Annotated in this window: 15 protein-coding genes; 10 read left to right on the top strand and 5 right to left on the bottom strand. The window is 46.2% G+C overall.

The annotated features are described in order from the left end of the window. The first annotated feature begins 96 nt into the window (after positions 1–96). The 3 genes from dnaA to WCT25_03255 all read left to right on the top strand — a co-directional run bounded on the left by dnaA (position 97) and on the right by WCT25_03255 (position 3,042). A complete protein-coding gene (gene dnaA / locus WCT25_03245; protein MFA6536422.1) occupies positions 97–1,461 on the top strand; it encodes a chromosomal replication initiator protein DnaA in 1,365 nt (454 codons plus the stop codon). A gap of 223 nt (positions 1,462–1,684) precedes the next feature. Further along, positions 1,685–2,785 (top strand): DNA polymerase III subunit beta, encoded by a 1,101-nt coding sequence (dnaN, locus tag WCT25_03250; protein ID MFA6536423.1) that lies wholly within the window; start codon positions 1,685–1,687, stop codon positions 2,783–2,785. Further along, positions 2,785–3,042, top strand: coding sequence for a hypothetical protein (locus WCT25_03255; GenBank protein MFA6536424.1), 258 nt, complete (start codon positions 2,785–2,787; stop codon positions 3,040–3,042). The genes dnaN and WCT25_03255 overlap by 1 nt, the downstream gene beginning before the upstream one ends. Positions 3,043–3,054: 12 nt before the next feature. On the opposite strand, the gene WCT25_03260 is transcribed toward WCT25_03255, so the two are convergent. Next, complete coding sequence (locus tag WCT25_03260) at positions 3,055–5,559, bottom strand: penicillin-binding protein (protein ID MFA6536425.1); 2,505 nt, start codon at positions 5,557–5,559, stop codon at positions 3,055–3,057. A 44-nt stretch (positions 5,560–5,603) separates the two neighbouring features. Between WCT25_03260 and tyrS the strand changes: the two genes are divergently transcribed. Together tyrS and WCT25_03270 are read left to right on the top strand one after the other, a co-directional pair. Continuing rightward, a complete protein-coding gene (tyrS, locus tag WCT25_03265) occupies positions 5,604–6,836 on the top strand; it encodes a tyrosine--tRNA ligase (protein MFA6536426.1) in 1,233 nt (410 codons plus the stop codon). 115 nt (positions 6,837–6,951) lie between these two features. Continuing rightward, on the top strand, positions 6,952–7,101 hold the full coding sequence (locus WCT25_03270) for a hypothetical protein (GenBank protein MFA6536427.1): 150 nt from the start codon (positions 6,952–6,954) through the stop codon (positions 7,099–7,101). Between the two features lie 69 nt (positions 7,102–7,170). On the opposite strand, the gene ruvC is transcribed toward WCT25_03270, so the two are convergent. Beyond that, entirely contained in the window at positions 7,171–7,659 is a 489-nt protein-coding gene (gene ruvC / locus WCT25_03275; GenBank protein ID MFA6536428.1) for a crossover junction endodeoxyribonuclease RuvC, read from the bottom strand. 83 nt (positions 7,660–7,742) lie between these two features. Continuing rightward, positions 7,743–8,273: a YebC/PmpR family DNA-binding transcriptional regulator gene (locus tag WCT25_03280; GenBank protein ID MFA6536429.1), complete on the bottom strand. Its 531-nt coding sequence runs from the start codon at positions 8,271–8,273 to the stop codon at positions 7,743–7,745. A gap of 210 nt (positions 8,274–8,483) precedes the next feature. Between WCT25_03280 and WCT25_03285 the strand changes: the two genes are divergently transcribed. Both WCT25_03285 and WCT25_03290 read left to right on the top strand, forming a co-directional pair. Continuing rightward, positions 8,484–9,236: a hypothetical protein gene (locus WCT25_03285; GenBank protein ID MFA6536430.1), complete on the top strand. Its 753-nt coding sequence runs from the start codon at positions 8,484–8,486 to the stop codon at positions 9,234–9,236. Between the two features lie 109 nt (positions 9,237–9,345). After that, positions 9,346–9,480, top strand: coding sequence for a hypothetical protein (locus WCT25_03290; GenBank protein ID MFA6536431.1), 135 nt, complete (start codon positions 9,346–9,348; stop codon positions 9,478–9,480). 352 nt (positions 9,481–9,832) lie between these two features. On the opposite strand, the gene ruvB is transcribed toward WCT25_03290, so the two are convergent. Then, positions 9,833–10,852: a Holliday junction branch migration DNA helicase RuvB gene (ruvB, locus tag WCT25_03295; GenBank protein ID MFA6536432.1), complete on the bottom strand. Its 1,020-nt coding sequence runs from the start codon at positions 10,850–10,852 to the stop codon at positions 9,833–9,835. A gap of 407 nt (positions 10,853–11,259) precedes the next feature. Beyond that, complete coding sequence (locus WCT25_03300) at positions 11,260–12,930, bottom strand: GspE/PulE family protein (protein MFA6536433.1); 1,671 nt, start codon at positions 12,928–12,930, stop codon at positions 11,260–11,262. A 147-nt stretch (positions 12,931–13,077) separates the two neighbouring features. Here WCT25_03300 and WCT25_03305 point away from each other — a divergent pair, with 147 nt between their 5' ends. The 3 genes from WCT25_03305 to tsaE all read left to right on the top strand — a co-directional run bounded on the left by WCT25_03305 (position 13,078) and on the right by tsaE (position 15,350). Continuing rightward, the gene (locus WCT25_03305) at positions 13,078–13,572 is read left to right on the top strand and encodes a hypothetical protein (GenBank protein MFA6536434.1); all 495 of its coding nucleotides are present in this window, start codon (positions 13,078–13,080) and stop codon (positions 13,570–13,572) included. A gap of 347 nt (positions 13,573–13,919) precedes the next feature. Further along, the gene (locus WCT25_03310) at positions 13,920–14,810 is read left to right on the top strand and encodes a hypothetical protein (GenBank protein ID MFA6536435.1); all 891 of its coding nucleotides are present in this window, start codon (positions 13,920–13,922) and stop codon (positions 14,808–14,810) included. Positions 14,811–14,882: 72 nt separating this feature from the next. Next, positions 14,883–15,350, top strand: a complete 468-nt coding sequence (tsaE, locus tag WCT25_03315; GenBank protein MFA6536436.1) for a tRNA (adenosine(37)-N6)-threonylcarbamoyltransferase complex ATPase subunit type 1 TsaE — start codon at positions 14,883–14,885, stop codon at positions 15,348–15,350. Positions 15,351–15,408 lie beyond the last annotated feature (58 nt).

Below are 15,408 nucleotides of genomic sequence, written 5' to 3' on the forward strand. Positions count from 1 at the left end.
TAACAGCTTATACACATATTATTAACATAATTTAACCTTGTCCACAAGTGTTATAATCGCTTGGATAGATATATACTTTACCCACTAAAATCCTTTATGCCTCCAATTATGTTCGACAACAAGTCACTCTGGGATCGAGTTTTGATAGAAGTGGAACTTTCGGTTTCAAAAGCCAACTTCACAACTTGGTTTAAGGACACTTTTATCGACAAAGTAGACGAGGGTGCGGCCTATTTAGGGGTTCCGAACGCTTTTGTTAAGGACTGGCTCTCAAAAAAGTATCACCAATTGATTTTAAAGTCTTTAAGAGGTCTTGATGAGCGCATCCGCTCTTTGGAGTATGTAGTGGCCAAGAGTGACGGCCGGAGAGGGCAAGCTGACGCGCCACAGGCCTTGCCAAGAATGGCCCCCGGCAACGAATTACCCCTTCAAGACTTCTACATCAACAAAGACGACAACTTGAACCCTCGTTACACCTTTTCAACTTTCGTGGTCGGTCCGTTCAACGAATTCGCTCACGCCGCCTCCCAGGCAATTTTAAAGAAGCCTTTGGCTTACAACCCGCTTTTTATTTATGGTTCGACTGGCCACGGCAAAACTCACCTAATTCAGGCCATCGGCAACCACATTAAGACCACTTTGGAAGGGAAGAAGATTTTTTATCTGACCTCAGAGAGGTTTGCGGTAGATTTTGTTAACTCCCTAAACACCGGAAAAGCCAATGTTTTCAAGGAAAAATACCGAAAATATGATGTTTTAATTATGGATGATGTCCAATTCATCTCCAACAAAGACAAAACCCAGGAGGAGCTCTTCCATTTGTTCAACACTCTTTACGATAACAATAAGCAGATTATTTTCTCGGCTGACAAACACCCGAACTTGATGCTCGACCTGCAAGATCGCCTGCGGTCCAGATTTAACGCCGGCATGATTGTTGAAATTTACCCGCCCGACTTTGAATCGCGACTCCAAATTTTGAAAACCAAATCCGGTTTGATGAATTTTTCCCTCGCCCCAGACATTATTGAGTTTTTAGCCACTACAGTGGAAGGCAACATTCGGGAATTAGAAGGGGTTTTGAACTTGATTATCTGCCAAACCCAATTAAGAGGGAAGGATCTTTCAATCTTAGAGATTAAAAACTTAATTAAAAACAACAGCCGGCCCAAAAAATCTGTTTCAGTTAAAGATGTAATTAAGACGATTGCCGACTTTTATAATGTGGAGGAGGGTAGCATCTACGAGAAGACCCGTAGAAAGGAGGTGGTTAAGCCACGCCAGGTGATTATGTATTTTTTGAGAGAAGAGCTAAACATTTCTTACCCTTCGATTGGTGAAAAAATGGGTGGTCGCGACCACACCACAGTTATCCACTCATGCGAAAAGATTAAGAACGAATTACGCGACAACAACATTTTGGCCCAGGAAATCAACCAGTTAAAAGCGATGATAGGGTGAGGATAAGTTCTGGATAACCCATCTAATAAGTTGTTAGTAGCCACTTCATTGTTTGTTGGTAAGAGGTAGAGAAAAAGAAGAAACTTTTTCCTCTCACCAAACCCCACAAAGAGTTAGTTTCAAAAAAGGACAAGAAAAATCAAAAACTGGCTCAACGAAGAGGTTTAAAAAATTATCAACATATCCCCAGAGCTAATCATAATAAAAGATTATATTACTAAATATGAAAGCAGACTGTTCAAAAGATTTGTTGGCGGAAGTTTTAAACAAACTGGAGAAGATCGCAGGCAAGCACCAAACTCTGCCGGTTCTTTCTGGAATTTTAATTGAAGCGGAAAAAGGCAGTCTGGTTTTAAAAGCCACTAACCTTGATGTCGCAGCCGAGTTTGTTTTGCCGGCCAAAGTTGAGGAGGCCGGCCGGACAGTTGTACCGGCCGCCGCTCTGGCCTCGTTTGCCACCAATTTGTCTGGGGGCAAAAACATCCGTTTAGAACTTAGCCAGAACAACCTAAAACTGGTGGCACCAAACAACACCGCCCTGATTAAGACTCTGCCTGTTGAGGAGTTCCCTTCTTTGCCGGAAGTTGTTAGCGGTCAAATTTTTACTTTGATGGCCAAGGATTTGGTTAAAGGACTAGTTTCAGTTGCCTACAGCTCGGCCGGGCACAGTTTGAAGCCGGAATTGGCCAGCGTTTCTTTGCGGGGTGACGGTGAGTCTCTGGTTTTTGCCGCTACCGACTCCTTCCGTCTGGCTGAAAAGAAAATCAAAATCAAAAAAGACTTAGACTTTAACCCTATTTTGGTCCCAGTTAAAAACGCCAACGAGATTGTCAGACTCCTCGAGAAAATTAATGGGGAAGTTGAAATTAAAATCGACAAAAATCAAATGGCGGTTTCAGCCGAAGGTTTAACTATCATCACCCGCCTTGTCGACGGTTTGTTTCCGGATTATCAACAAATCATTCCTAAAGAAAAACAAACCGAAGCGACAGTTTTAAAACAAGACTTATTAAACGCACTTAAACTCTCAAATATTTTTTCCGGAAAGTTCAACCAAATTAATTTCTCAATCAAACCAACAAGTAAAACTTTTAAAATTAGCTCAAAGACTGCGGAGTTGGGGGAGAACGAGCAGAATCTCGACGCCGCTCTTTCTGGAGAAGAGGTTGATGTAAATTTTAACTACCGCTACATCTCTGACTCCTTCCAGTCGATTGACTCCGATAGCATAAATCTCTCTTTTAGCGGTCAAAATCGAGCCATGGTGATCACTGCAGTGGGCGATCGCTCCTTTCTCTACTTGGTGATGCCAATGAACAAATAATGTTCAATATCTCCAACTTTCTAAGCAAATTCGCCAAACTCGGTCATGGCGAGCAAGCGATTATTGAAGAGACTAAAGTCGCGGTTCAAGAGGTGCTGCATTTTAGTTTGGAGGGCAAAGCAATCCGTTTTGCGAACGGTGTTGTAAACATTTCCGCCCCGGCGGTGGCGAAGAGCGAAATCTTTCTTCATAAGGAGGAAATTTTGGAAAAACTCAGACAAAAAATTCAGAAACCAAAAATTTTGGATATCAAGTAAAATTTCTTTAAACTATTTTTGAATTAAGAAGTTGCTGGAGACTTCACCGCGATTCAAAACCGCGTCATAAACCACCACCCTTAAAGTGTTAAAGTCACTGACACTGTCGATTTCATTAGGGACAAAAGAGAAACTAAAAGGCGTCCGGGTGGCCGAACCGGCAAAGGAACCATTAATAAAGTAGTCGGCTTTGGTGAGATTAAATCTGGACTTAGCCGAAATCGAGATGGTGACTCGGGTGTCAGCTCGCAAAACCGCCCCGTTTTGTGGCGAAAGTACGCTAATCTGCGGGGCGTACTCCGGTTTGTGAATATCATCAAGCTGGGTAGGGATAATTGATAGATCCTTCTCTTTGATTTGTTGATCCGCGACCCATTTTCGCACCGGCACCTCCCACAGGTTAAATTGTGGGTCTGTTGTCGGGTCGGCAGGCGCGCTGCCTAGAGGGCTGTTTCTATCTACCCAGTAAAGTAGTGAATGTACATCTGGCACAACTTTCTCCTCGCGCAGTTCAGCTGGGGTGTATTCGGTCGCCAGTTTACCAGATAACTTATCAACAAAATAATTTTGGGTACCCTGCCAAAAACCACGAAGTGGCGGTTTTAGGTTGGAGTCGATTGGATTCGGTTTAGTAAATTGTTCGTCGGGAAGCTGTGGTAAAACAGCTTGCATAAACTCTCGCCAAAGAGGGGTGATAATAAAACCAGCCACCTTCTTTTCCATCGGGCTGTTGTTGTTGTTACCTGCCCATGCGCCAACTGCTAAATTTGGTGTGTAGCCGATTACCCAAGCGTCTCGGTAGTCATTGGTAGTGCCCGTCTTGGCGGCGACCGCCTGACCCGAAAAATCGATGTAAGGTCGAGTCTTGGCGGTGTTGTCAGAAAGGATGTCACTAATTTCTCTCGCAATATCTTGAGGAATAGTTTGGAACGGACTTCTTTTCGGTTCGTAAACAACCTGTCCATTAGGGTCCTCGACCCGTAGAATGCTGATTGGCGCGTTTCTTACACCATCATTGGCAAAAACACTGTAGCCAGAGGTCAGCTCTAAAAGAGAAACCTCGCCACCACCCAAAACTAAGGTCAAACCATACTGGTCGGCGTTACCAAGGCTTGAAATTCCCATGTCTTTGGCGACTTTCAGCGAGTCTCTGATACCTGCCAAATAGAGGACCTTAATTGAAGGAATATTCAGTGATTCAATAAGCGCGGTTCGTAGCGAAACCGGACCGCGGAATTTGCCGTCATAATTTTCTGGCATATAACATTCCGACTCGTGCTCCGCAATAATCGGCGTGCCGTCAGGGTTGCAGGTAGTTTGGAATTCTGTCTGCAAATCAAAAACAGTAGTGGCCGGCGTATAGCCTTTCATAAAAGCTGTGGCATAGACGAAAGGTTTAAAAGCCGAGCCGGGTTGGCGGTGGGCTAAAGTCACATTGAAATTACCGTCAATTTCTTTATCAAAATAGTCCCGAGATCCAACCATCGCCAAAACCTCGCCGGTTTTCGGGTCAATTGCCACCAAGGCGGCGTTTTCGGCGTTGAAGGTGGTTTTATTTTGGAGTGCGTGTCGCTTCACGATTTCTTCGGCTTTGGCTTCCATGCCGTAGTCGAGAGTAGTGATTACCTTGTAACCGTTTTGTTCCAAGGCGCGTTTACCAAGCAACTCTTCAAGCTGTTGTTTAACATAGAGTGAGAAGTGTGGAGCCTTAATCCCTGTATCAGATTGAAGTGCAAAGGTGACTTTTTCTTGGCTCGCCGAATCAAAGTCAGTTTGGCTGATAAACTTATTCTCCAACATTTTGGCCAGGACCAGATTTTTTCTGGAGTCCAAATCTTTACGGTGAGAGCCGTAAGGAGAGTAATAACTCGGGGCTTGAGGCATCGCGGCGAGATAAGCGGCCTGGGCCAGGCTCAAATTTTGGGAAGAAATTCCAAAATAAGTTTTGCTGGCCTCCTCTACGCCGTAAATGCTACCCCCGTAAGGCGCGCCATTTAAATACAAAGCCAAGATCTGATCTTTGTTTAGTTGTTGCTCAAGTTTCCAGGCCAAAACCCACTCTTTGAGTTTTCTGGAAATGGTTTTGTCGGTAGTTAAAATAGAATTCTTAACAACCTGTTGGGTAATCGTTGAACCACCTTGGGAAAAGCCACCACCGAGGATGTTTGCCAAAATGGCGCGAGCAATAGAGGTGAATTTAATGCCACGGTGCTGGTAAAACTCATTATCCTCAATCGCAACCGTTGCGTTCTTAACGTTTCGCGAGATTTCCTCGTATGGGATGATGGTTCGCCTGGTGTTGGCGAAAACATCATAAAGCAAGACTTCACCAGTCCGGTCGTAAATTTTAGTTGATTCGGCTATTTTGTTACTTTCAAAAAAATGCAAATCCGGCACAGTGAAGGTGGAAATCCAAAAAATAAAAAGTCCTGCCAAGACCAAAACGGCCGCTCCTGCGAAGTGCCAGAAAGCTTTTTTTCTGAAGGTTTTCTCGAAACGCTTAAAGGTTAACCTCATGCTCGTCCATAGTATCATATTTTGTTTTGTGATAAATTAGGGTTATGTTCAGATGGTTTAAAGGAGTGCCGACTTTGTCGCGTGACCCAAATAAGATCGAGGAGCTTTTGACTCGCGGCGTCGAGCGAATTTTTCCTTCCCCGGAATTCCTTAAAAAGGCCTTGCTAAGTGGGCGCCAACTAAAAATTTATCTCGGTATCGATCCGACCGGGCCGACCCTGCATCTGGGGCATGCCATCCCGATTATGAAGCTCGCTGAATTTCAAGCTTTAGGCCACCAAGTTATTCTTTTAATCGGGGACCAAACCGCCATGATTGGCGACCCGACCGACAAAAGTGCCACTCGGCAAAAACTGACTCGGGCGGAAGTGTTGAAAAACTGCCGAAATTACAAAAAACAAGCCTCAAAAATTCTGAAATTTACCGGCACCAACAAGGCCGAACTTCGTTACAATTCGAAATGGCTCAACAAACTTTCCTTAACCAGTCTATTGGAGCTGGCCTCAAACCTGACTTACGCTCAAACCATTAAACGTGATATGTTCCAGCAAAGGATCAGTGAGGGTCGAGACCTTTATTTGCATGAGTTTCTGTATCCTTTGATGCAGGGCTACGATTCCGTGGCGATGGATGTTGACGGGGAAGTTGGTGGCAACGATCAAACCTTTAACATGTTGGTTGGTCGCGATTTGCTCAAAAAAATCAAAAACAAAGAAAAGTTTGTAATCACCAGCAAACTGCTGGAAGACACCTCTGGCAAGAAAATGGGGAAGACCGAAGGCAACATGGTGACTTTAAGTGATGCGCCGAACGAAATGTTTGGAAAAATTATGAGCTGGCCGGACACCCTGATCCCAATCGGTTTGGAGCTCCTAACTTTTCTGCCGATGAATGAAGTTAAAAATCTCGTGAGCAGCCTGACTAAAGGAGTTAACCCTAAGGAGGTTAAAAGTCGGCTGGCTTTTGAGGTGGTGAAAATTTACCACAACGCTAAGGCGGCTGAAGGGGCCGTGAAAAATTTCAATGCAACGTTTAAAGCCGGAGCGATTCCCGAAAATGTTTTGACGGTAAAAACTGCTCCGGATTTGCTTTCCGAAGTTTTACTCAAAGCGAAGATGGTGGAATCAAAAACCGAATTTCGTCGTCTGGTTTCCGAAGGAGCGATCGAGGATTTGGATGGTAAAACTAGAATTAGTAATCCAACTGCGAAGGTGGAAAAAACCACTAATCTGAAAATTGGGAAAAAAAGATTTATTAAAATCGAGGTTGAAAAGTAAGGAAAAAACAGTTATCCACAGGGAGCTGTTTTTTTCTAGTTTGCAAAAAATATTAGATTTGGTAAAAAGTAGGCATATCAGGCCGTGAAGCGGCAAATTAAAATTTAAACTAGGTATGAATGACGAATTTGATCCAAAAGATTTAAGCCGAGACGATGACACTGTTGTCAGTGATGATCTAACAAGCGACACCATCAGTCTTGAAGATGCGATTGATGAGGAAGATGTTGAGGAGGACGACTATACTGGTGAGACCTACGAATAGTAAAAATGAAAACCCCGGCGCCGATAACGGCGCCGGGGTTTTCTTGTGGATTAGCTGTGGAGAAGCTGTTTACTCCTTGTGGAGATCGTGTTCGCTCGCCAAACAAGTTATCCCCAAGGCCACCGCGTCAAGTTCGTCATCTTGTTGTTTTTTGTCAGTCAGAACAATCAATTTTGGCAGCATCGCCATTACTTGCCGTTTGTCGCTTTTACCGTAGCCGGTGACAGCAATTTTTACCTGAAGCGGGGTGTATTCAAAAATTTTCAGACCAGCCGCTGAGGCTTCGTAAATAATAACCCCGCGTGCCTCGGCGACTCCCATCGCGGTTTTCTGATTGGTTTCGAAATAAAGTTTCTCAATCGCCAAAGCTTTCGGCTCATATTTAGAAATGACTGATTTAACCTCCCGGCCAATTTCTAAAATTCTTTCCGCCAAAGGTTTTTTGGCTGAAGTCTTGAAACACTCAGAATAAACCACGATTTCTTTTCGTTTTGGCAGTTTTTCCAAAACGGCAACGCCAACGCGCTCATATCCGGGATCAATCGCGAGGATTCTCATAGGAGTTTGGATGTTTTGAGGTTAGGAAGTTGGGAAGTTAAACTTCTGAACTTCTAAACTTCAAGCGAAGCGAAACTAAAAACTTACTCAGCGTTGGTAAAAATCTCTTGGACCTCATCATTTTCCTCTAAAGCCTCAATCAAAGCCTCAAGCTTGGCGCCATCTTCCTCGGAAATCGGGGCCATGGTTTTCGGCATCCAGCCTTCGTGGGTTTTCTCGAAGGCCCAACTGGCGCTCCCGGGCGCGGCGAGGGCAGAACCGTGCTCCGAAAGAATAAATTTGATTTCCTGGGCGGCCTTATTGCGATTGTCGGTCAAAGCGTCAATGATGAGAGCTACTCCGCCTGGGCCATAGGCCTCATAGACAATTACCTCCATATTTTGCGAGCCGGCCTCGGTAGCCTTTTTCACGGCACGATCAATGTTATCACTCGGCATGTTAGCGGCGCGAGCTTTTTCAATGATGCTCTTTAAGCCAGGCGAAGAAGTGTTGCCGTTAGCTTTTTTAGCTTCCAAAGTGATTAAACGGGAATATTTGGAAAAGATTTTGCTTTTCTTGGCATCCGAAACTGCCTTCTTATTTTTTACTTTTGACCATTTGTTGTGACCGGACATGGGAAGTGAGTAGTTAGTAGTGGGTAGTGAGTAGTAAAAGAAAGACCACTATACTTTATACCTAATATTTACCCCAGGCTACTTGACTAGTCGATTGGTTTAAGATATTACAGGAGTAGACAGAATTACAGCTCGAGCTGTTTTCGACTGTTCTTAACAAATAATCCTAAAGCATTTTAAAATGCTCCGGTAAATCAACGAGGAACCTGTATGAATACAGAACCCGCAAATGTTGAAAAGACCCCTCAAATCAGAAAAACCACCTACGACCTTGGTCTTAAGATAATGGCGAATTTGCCTAAAGTTGCGCTGACCGAAGAACAAGAGCGATTTTTCCTTCAGCATCCGGGGCTTCTGGTGCCGGCCCTTCAACACGGCTTTAGCGAGCCGGAGATATTTGCCTTGGAGCCGGAGACTATCAATTGGATCAAAGGTTGGGAGAGTTTTTATGACTTGGTTTTCGGTATCAAAACCCAGTTGCTTTGGAAGGTCAAAATTCCTTTCCGTCGTGCGAAATTCAATCGCTTCATCATAGTGGTCCAAGGACTGTCAATGACTCATGTCTATAACGCCTGTGCTGGGCATTTTCCGTGCCAGTGCTACGCTAACAACTTGGACATCTCGGTGACCGAGAATGAGCGTCACCCCACCGAACCCTATGCCATTTGGGTTAAGGATAGCGTAGAGGCCGACGAGAATCTCAAAAGTCTCTCAGCCAATCAGCTCAAAGGACAAGGTATTTGTGGCGAGACCATGCTTGAGCGAATGCTCCACGAGGTCAAACATTTCAGGGAAACCGGCAAGCATCTGGATACGGCTACGGCCACGATTTGTTCAGGTTCGCGCTATTCCGATGGTGGTGTTCCTGGCGCACGCTGGTATAACGGCGAGTTTCAGGTCGGTTGGTATGATGCGGGCCGTGTCTCTCCACGCTTACGGGCTCGCGAGGTGATAACCATCTAGATTTTCTACCGTGCTTCTTGGCCGGAAACGCATCTGCGTTTCCGGCCTTTTAAATATTCGTACTGGTGCTATACTTTTAAAAACAGTTCATTTAAATGAAAGGTAAAGTATGAAGCCAAAATGGCCAGCATTTATGTTGAGGCATTGGGGACCGCTACTTAATGGAAAAGGTGCCGGTCTCGCCTTTGTTTTTGCCGCTTGGGTTGCGATAACGGTGACGACACTTAGTCGACTTTTCCCATAGCCGATGAGTCGGGTCAGTACCATCCTGGCCTTTTCTCTGAGTGCTATAATAATGGAAAGTTCTTTAAATGAAAGGCTTATTGTGAAATGTTTAAGCAAGGCTTATCTTGACCAGTTTTTCGCCGAGAAGTGGGAAACATTTTGTTCCAAGTTTCCACCATTCTACCGGAAGAAGTTCGATACCGGGTATTGGCTCGCACTCGCAGCTAGCCTGTTCGCCTTTTCCTTGGCAGTGGACTACTTGATACAAATGCTTCGCCAGTGAGGTAAAAACAAAACGCGGCTGTCCGCGTTTTTTCATTCTTGAATCTTGAATCTAAATTCGTGAATCTATTTTTTTCTTGAATCTATTTTCACAGCAGTTTCCCGGAACCTTTCAGCTTCAAGTGATTATAGGCTTTCGTGGTCGCGGTTCGGCCACGCGGAGTCCGTTCGAGAAAACCGAGTTGCAATAAATACGGTTCGTGGACTTCTTCAATCGTGGCTTCCTCTTCTGAAAGAGCGGCCGACAGAGTATTTAAACCGACCGGCCCTCCGCCAAATTTTTCAATCAAAGTTATCAGCAAATTTCGGTCGGCGCCATTTAAGCCGGCTTCATCTACTCCCAAAAGACTTAAAGCTTCAAGCGCGCTCTTTTCATTGAGTTCGCCCTTTTTAACTTGAGCAAAATCTCGACAGCGCTTCAAGAGGTAGTTGGCAGTTCGTGGCGTAAAGCGGCTTCGTTTGGCGATTTCAAAAATTGCCTGGTCGCTGATTTCAACTCCCAAAATTTTGGCCGATCTTTTAATAATCTCGGCAATCTCTTTGTCAGTGTAAAAATCCAAACGAAAAGTTCCGCCGGAGAATCGGGAGCGGAGGGGAGAGGAGAGCATGGCCACACGAGTTGTGGCGGCGACTAAAGTGAAAGGCGGCAGCTCCAGTTGGATAGTTCTTGCCGAAGGTCCTTTGCCTATGATAATATCCAAACTTCCTGATTCCATCGCCGGATAGAGAATTTCCTCGATGGAGCGATTTAGGCGATGGATTTCGTCTATGAAAAGAATATCCCCGGCCGACAAGTTGGTGATGATTGATGCTAAATCACCGACTTTTTCGATTGCCGGTCCGGAGGTGACTTTCATTTGGGTATTGAGCTCTTTGGCAATTAGGTGAGCAAGGGTGGTCTTCCCCAAGCCTGGTGGCCCGTAAAAAAGGATATGCTCCGGCGGGTGATTGCGCTCTTTAGCGGCCGTGAGGAGAATTTTCAGGTTTTCTTTGACCGAATTTTGGCCAATATATTCCTGCCAACGACTTGGACGCAGGGTCTGGTCTAAAAATGCTTCCTCGGCCGGTTCCTTGGCTATTTTGTTGGCTTTTTCATTCAGGCTTGACATATAAATTGTTTTATGCTAGACTACCACTGTTATTTGAAAGAGGCGAGACGCGGTCATTATGGGCTCCAGAAATAGGGGTCATGAGATTTTAAGCTGGGCAATCCAGAATTTAAATCTCTAAGTAATGGATTTCACGGTCTTTAAATTCTTTTAGAGGACGTCTTGGTTTCGTATCTTCGGATATTAGGCTGATACTATCCTTGTAAAAGCGGTTTAGCTTTTGGCGTCATGCTAAAAGTATTACTTAGAGATTTAACATCTGGATTTGGGGCCCCGGTTAGAACATTTCGTTTTAACCGGGGCCTTTCGTTTTCTATCTCTCATTATTCACGGCTTTAGCCCTCTGGCAACTGGGGATAGCGACTGCAACACCAAAAACTTTTTCTTGCAAGGAACTGTGGACAGTCTTACATTTCTGCTTCCAAATCAATCACTCGTTTGACCTCCTCAAGTGAAGTCAATCCGGCCAAAATTTTCATAATTCCGTCTTGTCGCATGTCGGGAATATTTTGCGCCACCGAAGCTTTTTTAATCTCTCGCTCGCTTGGGCTGGCTTCGACCACTTTTTCGATCGCCTGATCGGTAATGATGGCCTCATAAACTCCGGCGCGGCCCTTGTAGCCGGTATTGTTGCAGACAGCACAGCCGACCGGCACAAACATTTTCTCGATTGGTGGGAGCGGATCCTTAAGCTCACTTAGGATTTTCTTGAACAATTCTTGGTCGGCCGGTTCGATCGGCGCCTCCTTCTTGCAAGCCTGACAAAGTTTACGAACTAAACGTTGGGCCATCGCTAAACTCAAAGCTGAAGTGATAATTTTTGGGTTGACCTTAAGATCAATCAGTCGGGTGAAGGTCCCGGCGGCATTATTGGTGTGCAAAGTTGAGAAGACCAAGTGGCCGGTGAGTGCCGAGTTGATGGCCACACTCGCGGTTTCGCTGTCTCGGATTTCACCAACCATGATGACATCCGGATCTTGTCGCAAAGCGCTCCTTAGGCCAGAAAGGAAAGTGTAGCCCTTTTCGCTGTCGGTTTGAGTTTGCACGATTCCCGGTAAATGGTATTCGATCGGGTCTTCAATGGTGATTATCTTAATGCTTGGATCGTGGAGTTTCCGAAGCAGGGCATAGAGCGTGGTGGTTTTACCGGAACCGGTTGGGCCGGTGGTGAGCAACATGCCGTTGGGCTTGCTAATGGTTTTATTGACCAATTCCAAAAGTTTTTCACTCATCCCGAGTTGTTCGAGTGGCACCGAGATTGATTTCGGATTCAAAACGCGCATCACGATTGATTCAGCGTAGGCACCGGGCAGAACCGAAGTTCGAATTTCGATATCGGCGTCGCTCACCCCTACACTAAAACGACCGTCCTGGGCTTCTGAACCGACATTGAGCTTTAGGCCGGAGATTAATTTAATACGCGAAAGCAGTAAGCGGTAAGTTTGGCGGTCAAATTTAATTACATCGGTTAGAACACCGTCCAAACGAAAGCGAATTCGGACATACTCTTCTTCCGGTTCGATGTGGATGTCGGAAGCGTTGATAGCCAAAGCTCCGGCCAAAATTACCTCTAAAATTTTTGAAATTTTAAAACCCTTGGTGCCCTTTAACAGTTCATAGATTTTTGAAGTGATGTCGTTTAAATTTTTAACATCTTTCATAACCGAAGCGACTTCCTCGGCGGAAATATCAAGAGCGCCGGCTTTGGATTCGCTGGCGTAAGAAAGAGTGGCATAAAGCGACCAGGCTTTTTCCAGGCTTGTGGCTGAAACCATGAAAAGGGTTAGTGCATAGCCGGCTGTTTCGAGTTTTTTCAAAACCAACAGAGTTTTGTCGAATTGAGGGGAGAGGACCGCTACCTTTAATTTTTTTCCGGAAATGTCAAAGACTGCCATTTTAGCTTCTCGTGCTTCCGCCTCCGGCACAAGTCGGAGGGCGTCGCTGTTAACCGGGGCGGTCAAAAGATTACCGTAGGCGATGCCATACTTACCTGACAGCAATTCGGCGGAATCTTCCGCCTCTTTCCTTAAAAGAGTTTTGATTCGTTCCTCCTGTTTGTCGTCATTAAAATCAATCATACGGCTAATTTTAGCTTTTTTTAGACGGGCTTACAACGCAAGAAAAAGGGGGAGGGAAAGCCCCGCCGGCCGAGGACGTCCGGCGGGGCTTGACAACTTTTTGTTTTGTGATAGGGTGGCGGGAGAACCTTCAACCAAAGGTGTTCAATGAAAATCGTTAACTATGTCGCAGTTCTTTGTTTGAGTCTGGTGTTTGTTGGTTGCAAGTCCCCGCTCTCCCAGGGCCAAAAGCCGGTTCCGGTCGTGAACAACTATTATTACAATACCCCGCCTCCGGCCCCGGTGGTCGCCAAACCGGCCCCAGCTCCAGCGAAAGCGAAACCCGCTCCGGCCCCGGCCAAAACGGCGGTAACGGCGCAGAAGCCCGCTCCGCCCAAGGTCGCGCCGGTCCCAGTGTTGAAATCCGGGCGCCCGGACTACAGCGTCTTGTTTATCAACCGGACCAAAGAGGTCGTGGCCATTGCCCTCAATAACGGGCGGCTGAAATTCAGTCTGAAGCCGGGCGAAGAGAAGGAGGTTCCGGCGGAGGCCTCGAACAACCAAATTCCTTACGAGGCGAAAATCGGCAACACTGCCTACGCCGACGGGACCATCAAGGTTGACCCCGGCTCGGTCTTTTACCGGATTACGATTCGACAGTGAGTCGGTCCGGCACCAAACCACCCCCCCACCCCTTTGCGGGTGAGGGGTTTTTTTATTATATTCGCATGCCTTATTCGTAAAGGTTCTCAACAGTTTTTAATGCTCAACTAAGCCGTATCTTTGCTATTGACCCCGTTAGAGATAGGTCATCAGAGATGACCGTAGCTATATGCTAGTAGCAGCATTCTATTTTATGGCTTTGAATAAGGTTTTTTAGAGCATTCTAAACAGAGGATCTCTAACGGGGTTGACTTTAGTCTTAAAATTTGATATACTATAGGTAGGAATACAGAAACCTAAACCATGTTTGTGCCGACTTTTAGTAGTCGGCACAAGGAAAGGACCAGATGAAAAATCTCATGTTCGTTGTAATGTTGCTCGTGTCAGCTCTGGCTCACGGCGCCGAAGTGAATCAGGAAATCGTCATGAAGCCGGTGGAACCGAAAGCGGTTCACCAAACTCCGGCGAGGCCGAAAATCGTGCCGCAAAAAGAGCTCACGGTTAAGGAGCTCTTCGAGCGTGAGCAAGTTCGGCGCCAAGAAAAAGAAATGGCTGCGAAGATTGCGACCGGAGAGCAAATCATTCCGGCAGCCGGACTCACATCCACGCAGTCTGGAACGGTGCCAGTTGTTCAGGCTCCGACGCGAGTCGGCAGCAGATCAGCCCACCGGTATCCCAATCAGCGCTCATTCGGAGGGCATCGGAGCTTCGGTGGTAGCCGCCCGTTTGGAGGCAATCAAGCTCCGAATGGGTACATCACCACTGCTCCGGCGGCGACGGTGCCGGCCAATGTGCAGGTCTATGTCGGGTCACCGGCCGTATCGCAACAGCCCGCTCCTGCCAAAAGCGGGTTCTGGCGAAAAGTTGGCCAAGCCACCGGGTTTGGTCCACTCTTCACCGAGTACCGGCCTCAAATCGCCGAGTATGCCGCGACCCACGGAGCGGTCGGCGCCTCCCAGTTCAGTGGGGTGCCTTACCAGACTACGGAGTCGGTGAGCGCATCCACTTGGGACAACTCCTACCAACCTTACGGTTGGGGCTCGAGGCCAAACACTTCGAAAGGCTCCTACTACGGCTACAGCCGAGTGAGTCAGCCGACCTACGGGGCTTATGTCCCGGACGGCGCGGCTCCGACCTCGTATGTCCGGTTCGAGTCGGTAAGCCAAAGGCTCGGACCGCAGGACTACGGAGTCCCGGGTGGGAGCACGAAGGTGTTCCGGCTCTTCGGTCGGGACTAGGCCACTCAGTTCTTCACAAAGCGCGTCGCAAGATGCGCTTTTCTTTTTGTTCAATTTAGCTACAATCACTGGATGAGAATTATAAGCAAAAGTTTGGCCGAAACCGAAAAATTCGCCCAAGATTTTTTAAATAAAATTAAACCAAAAGAAAACGACGCGACGGTCGTCGGTCTACATGGTGATTTAGGATCTGGAAAAACCGCTTTTGTTAAACTGATTGCGAAAAATTTAGGCATTACTGAAAACATCACCAGCCCCACTTTTGTCATTATGAAAAACTACCCACTTATTCTTCAAAACTTCCCAACTTCAAAACTTCCCAACTTCAAAACTCTCACACATATTGACGCCTACCGTCTCGACCGTGGCAGTGATCTTGCCAAGCTTGGTTTTGCTGATTTACTAAATAATCAAGAAAATCTGATTCTGCTTGAGTGGCCGGAAAAAGTGGCCGATGTTCTACCGAAAGACTATGTAAGGATTGATTTTAAATTTATTGACGAAAACACCAGAGAAATTTCTACTGATTTTTGGCTTTAATTCCGGCTCGGTTTGAGGTAATCTTGAGGAGGAAGGTAAACCCAAAACCCTAAGGCAA

This window comes from Candidatus Paceibacterota bacterium (assembly GCA_041666545.1).
Lineage (GTDB): Bacteria > Patescibacteriota > Minisyncoccia > Phycocordibacterales > JBAYGS01 > JBAYGS01.

Excerpts from the sequence above, each read along its gene's own strand:
- dnaN (MFA6536423.1), top strand. The coding sequence starts at position 1,685 with ATGAAAGCAGACTGTTCAAAAGATTTGTTGGCGGAAGTTTTAAACAAA.
- ruvB (MFA6536432.1), bottom strand. The coding sequence starts at position 10,852 with ATGTCAAGCCTGAATGAAAAAGCCAACAAAATAGCCAAGGAACCGGCC.
- WCT25_03305 (MFA6536434.1), top strand. The coding sequence starts at position 13,078 with ATGAAAATCGTTAACTATGTCGCAGTTCTTTGTTTGAGTCTGGTGTTT.
- dnaA (MFA6536422.1), top strand. The coding sequence starts at position 97 with ATGCCTCCAATTATGTTCGACAACAAGTCACTCTGGGATCGAGTTTTG.
- tsaE (MFA6536436.1), top strand. The coding sequence starts at position 14,883 with ATGAGAATTATAAGCAAAAGTTTGGCCGAAACCGAAAAATTCGCCCAA.
- WCT25_03290 (MFA6536431.1), top strand. The coding sequence starts at position 9,346 with ATGAAGCCAAAATGGCCAGCATTTATGTTGAGGCATTGGGGACCGCTA.
- WCT25_03285 (MFA6536430.1), top strand. The coding sequence starts at position 8,484 with ATGAATACAGAACCCGCAAATGTTGAAAAGACCCCTCAAATCAGAAAA.
- WCT25_03260 (MFA6536425.1), bottom strand. The coding sequence starts at position 5,559 with ATGAGGTTAACCTTTAAGCGTTTCGAGAAAACCTTCAGAAAAAAAGCT.
- ruvC (MFA6536428.1), bottom strand. The coding sequence starts at position 7,659 with ATGAGAATCCTCGCGATTGATCCCGGATATGAGCGCGTTGGCGTTGCC.
- WCT25_03270 (MFA6536427.1), top strand. The coding sequence starts at position 6,952 with ATGAATGACGAATTTGATCCAAAAGATTTAAGCCGAGACGATGACACT.
- tyrS (MFA6536426.1), top strand. The coding sequence starts at position 5,604 with ATGTTCAGATGGTTTAAAGGAGTGCCGACTTTGTCGCGTGACCCAAAT.
- WCT25_03300 (MFA6536433.1), bottom strand. The coding sequence starts at position 12,930 with ATGATTGATTTTAATGACGACAAACAGGAGGAACGAATCAAAACTCTT.
- WCT25_03255 (MFA6536424.1), top strand. The coding sequence starts at position 2,785 with ATGTTCAATATCTCCAACTTTCTAAGCAAATTCGCCAAACTCGGTCAT.
- WCT25_03280 (MFA6536429.1), bottom strand. The coding sequence starts at position 8,273 with ATGTCCGGTCACAACAAATGGTCAAAAGTAAAAAATAAGAAGGCAGTT.
- WCT25_03310 (MFA6536435.1), top strand. The coding sequence starts at position 13,920 with ATGAAAAATCTCATGTTCGTTGTAATGTTGCTCGTGTCAGCTCTGGCT.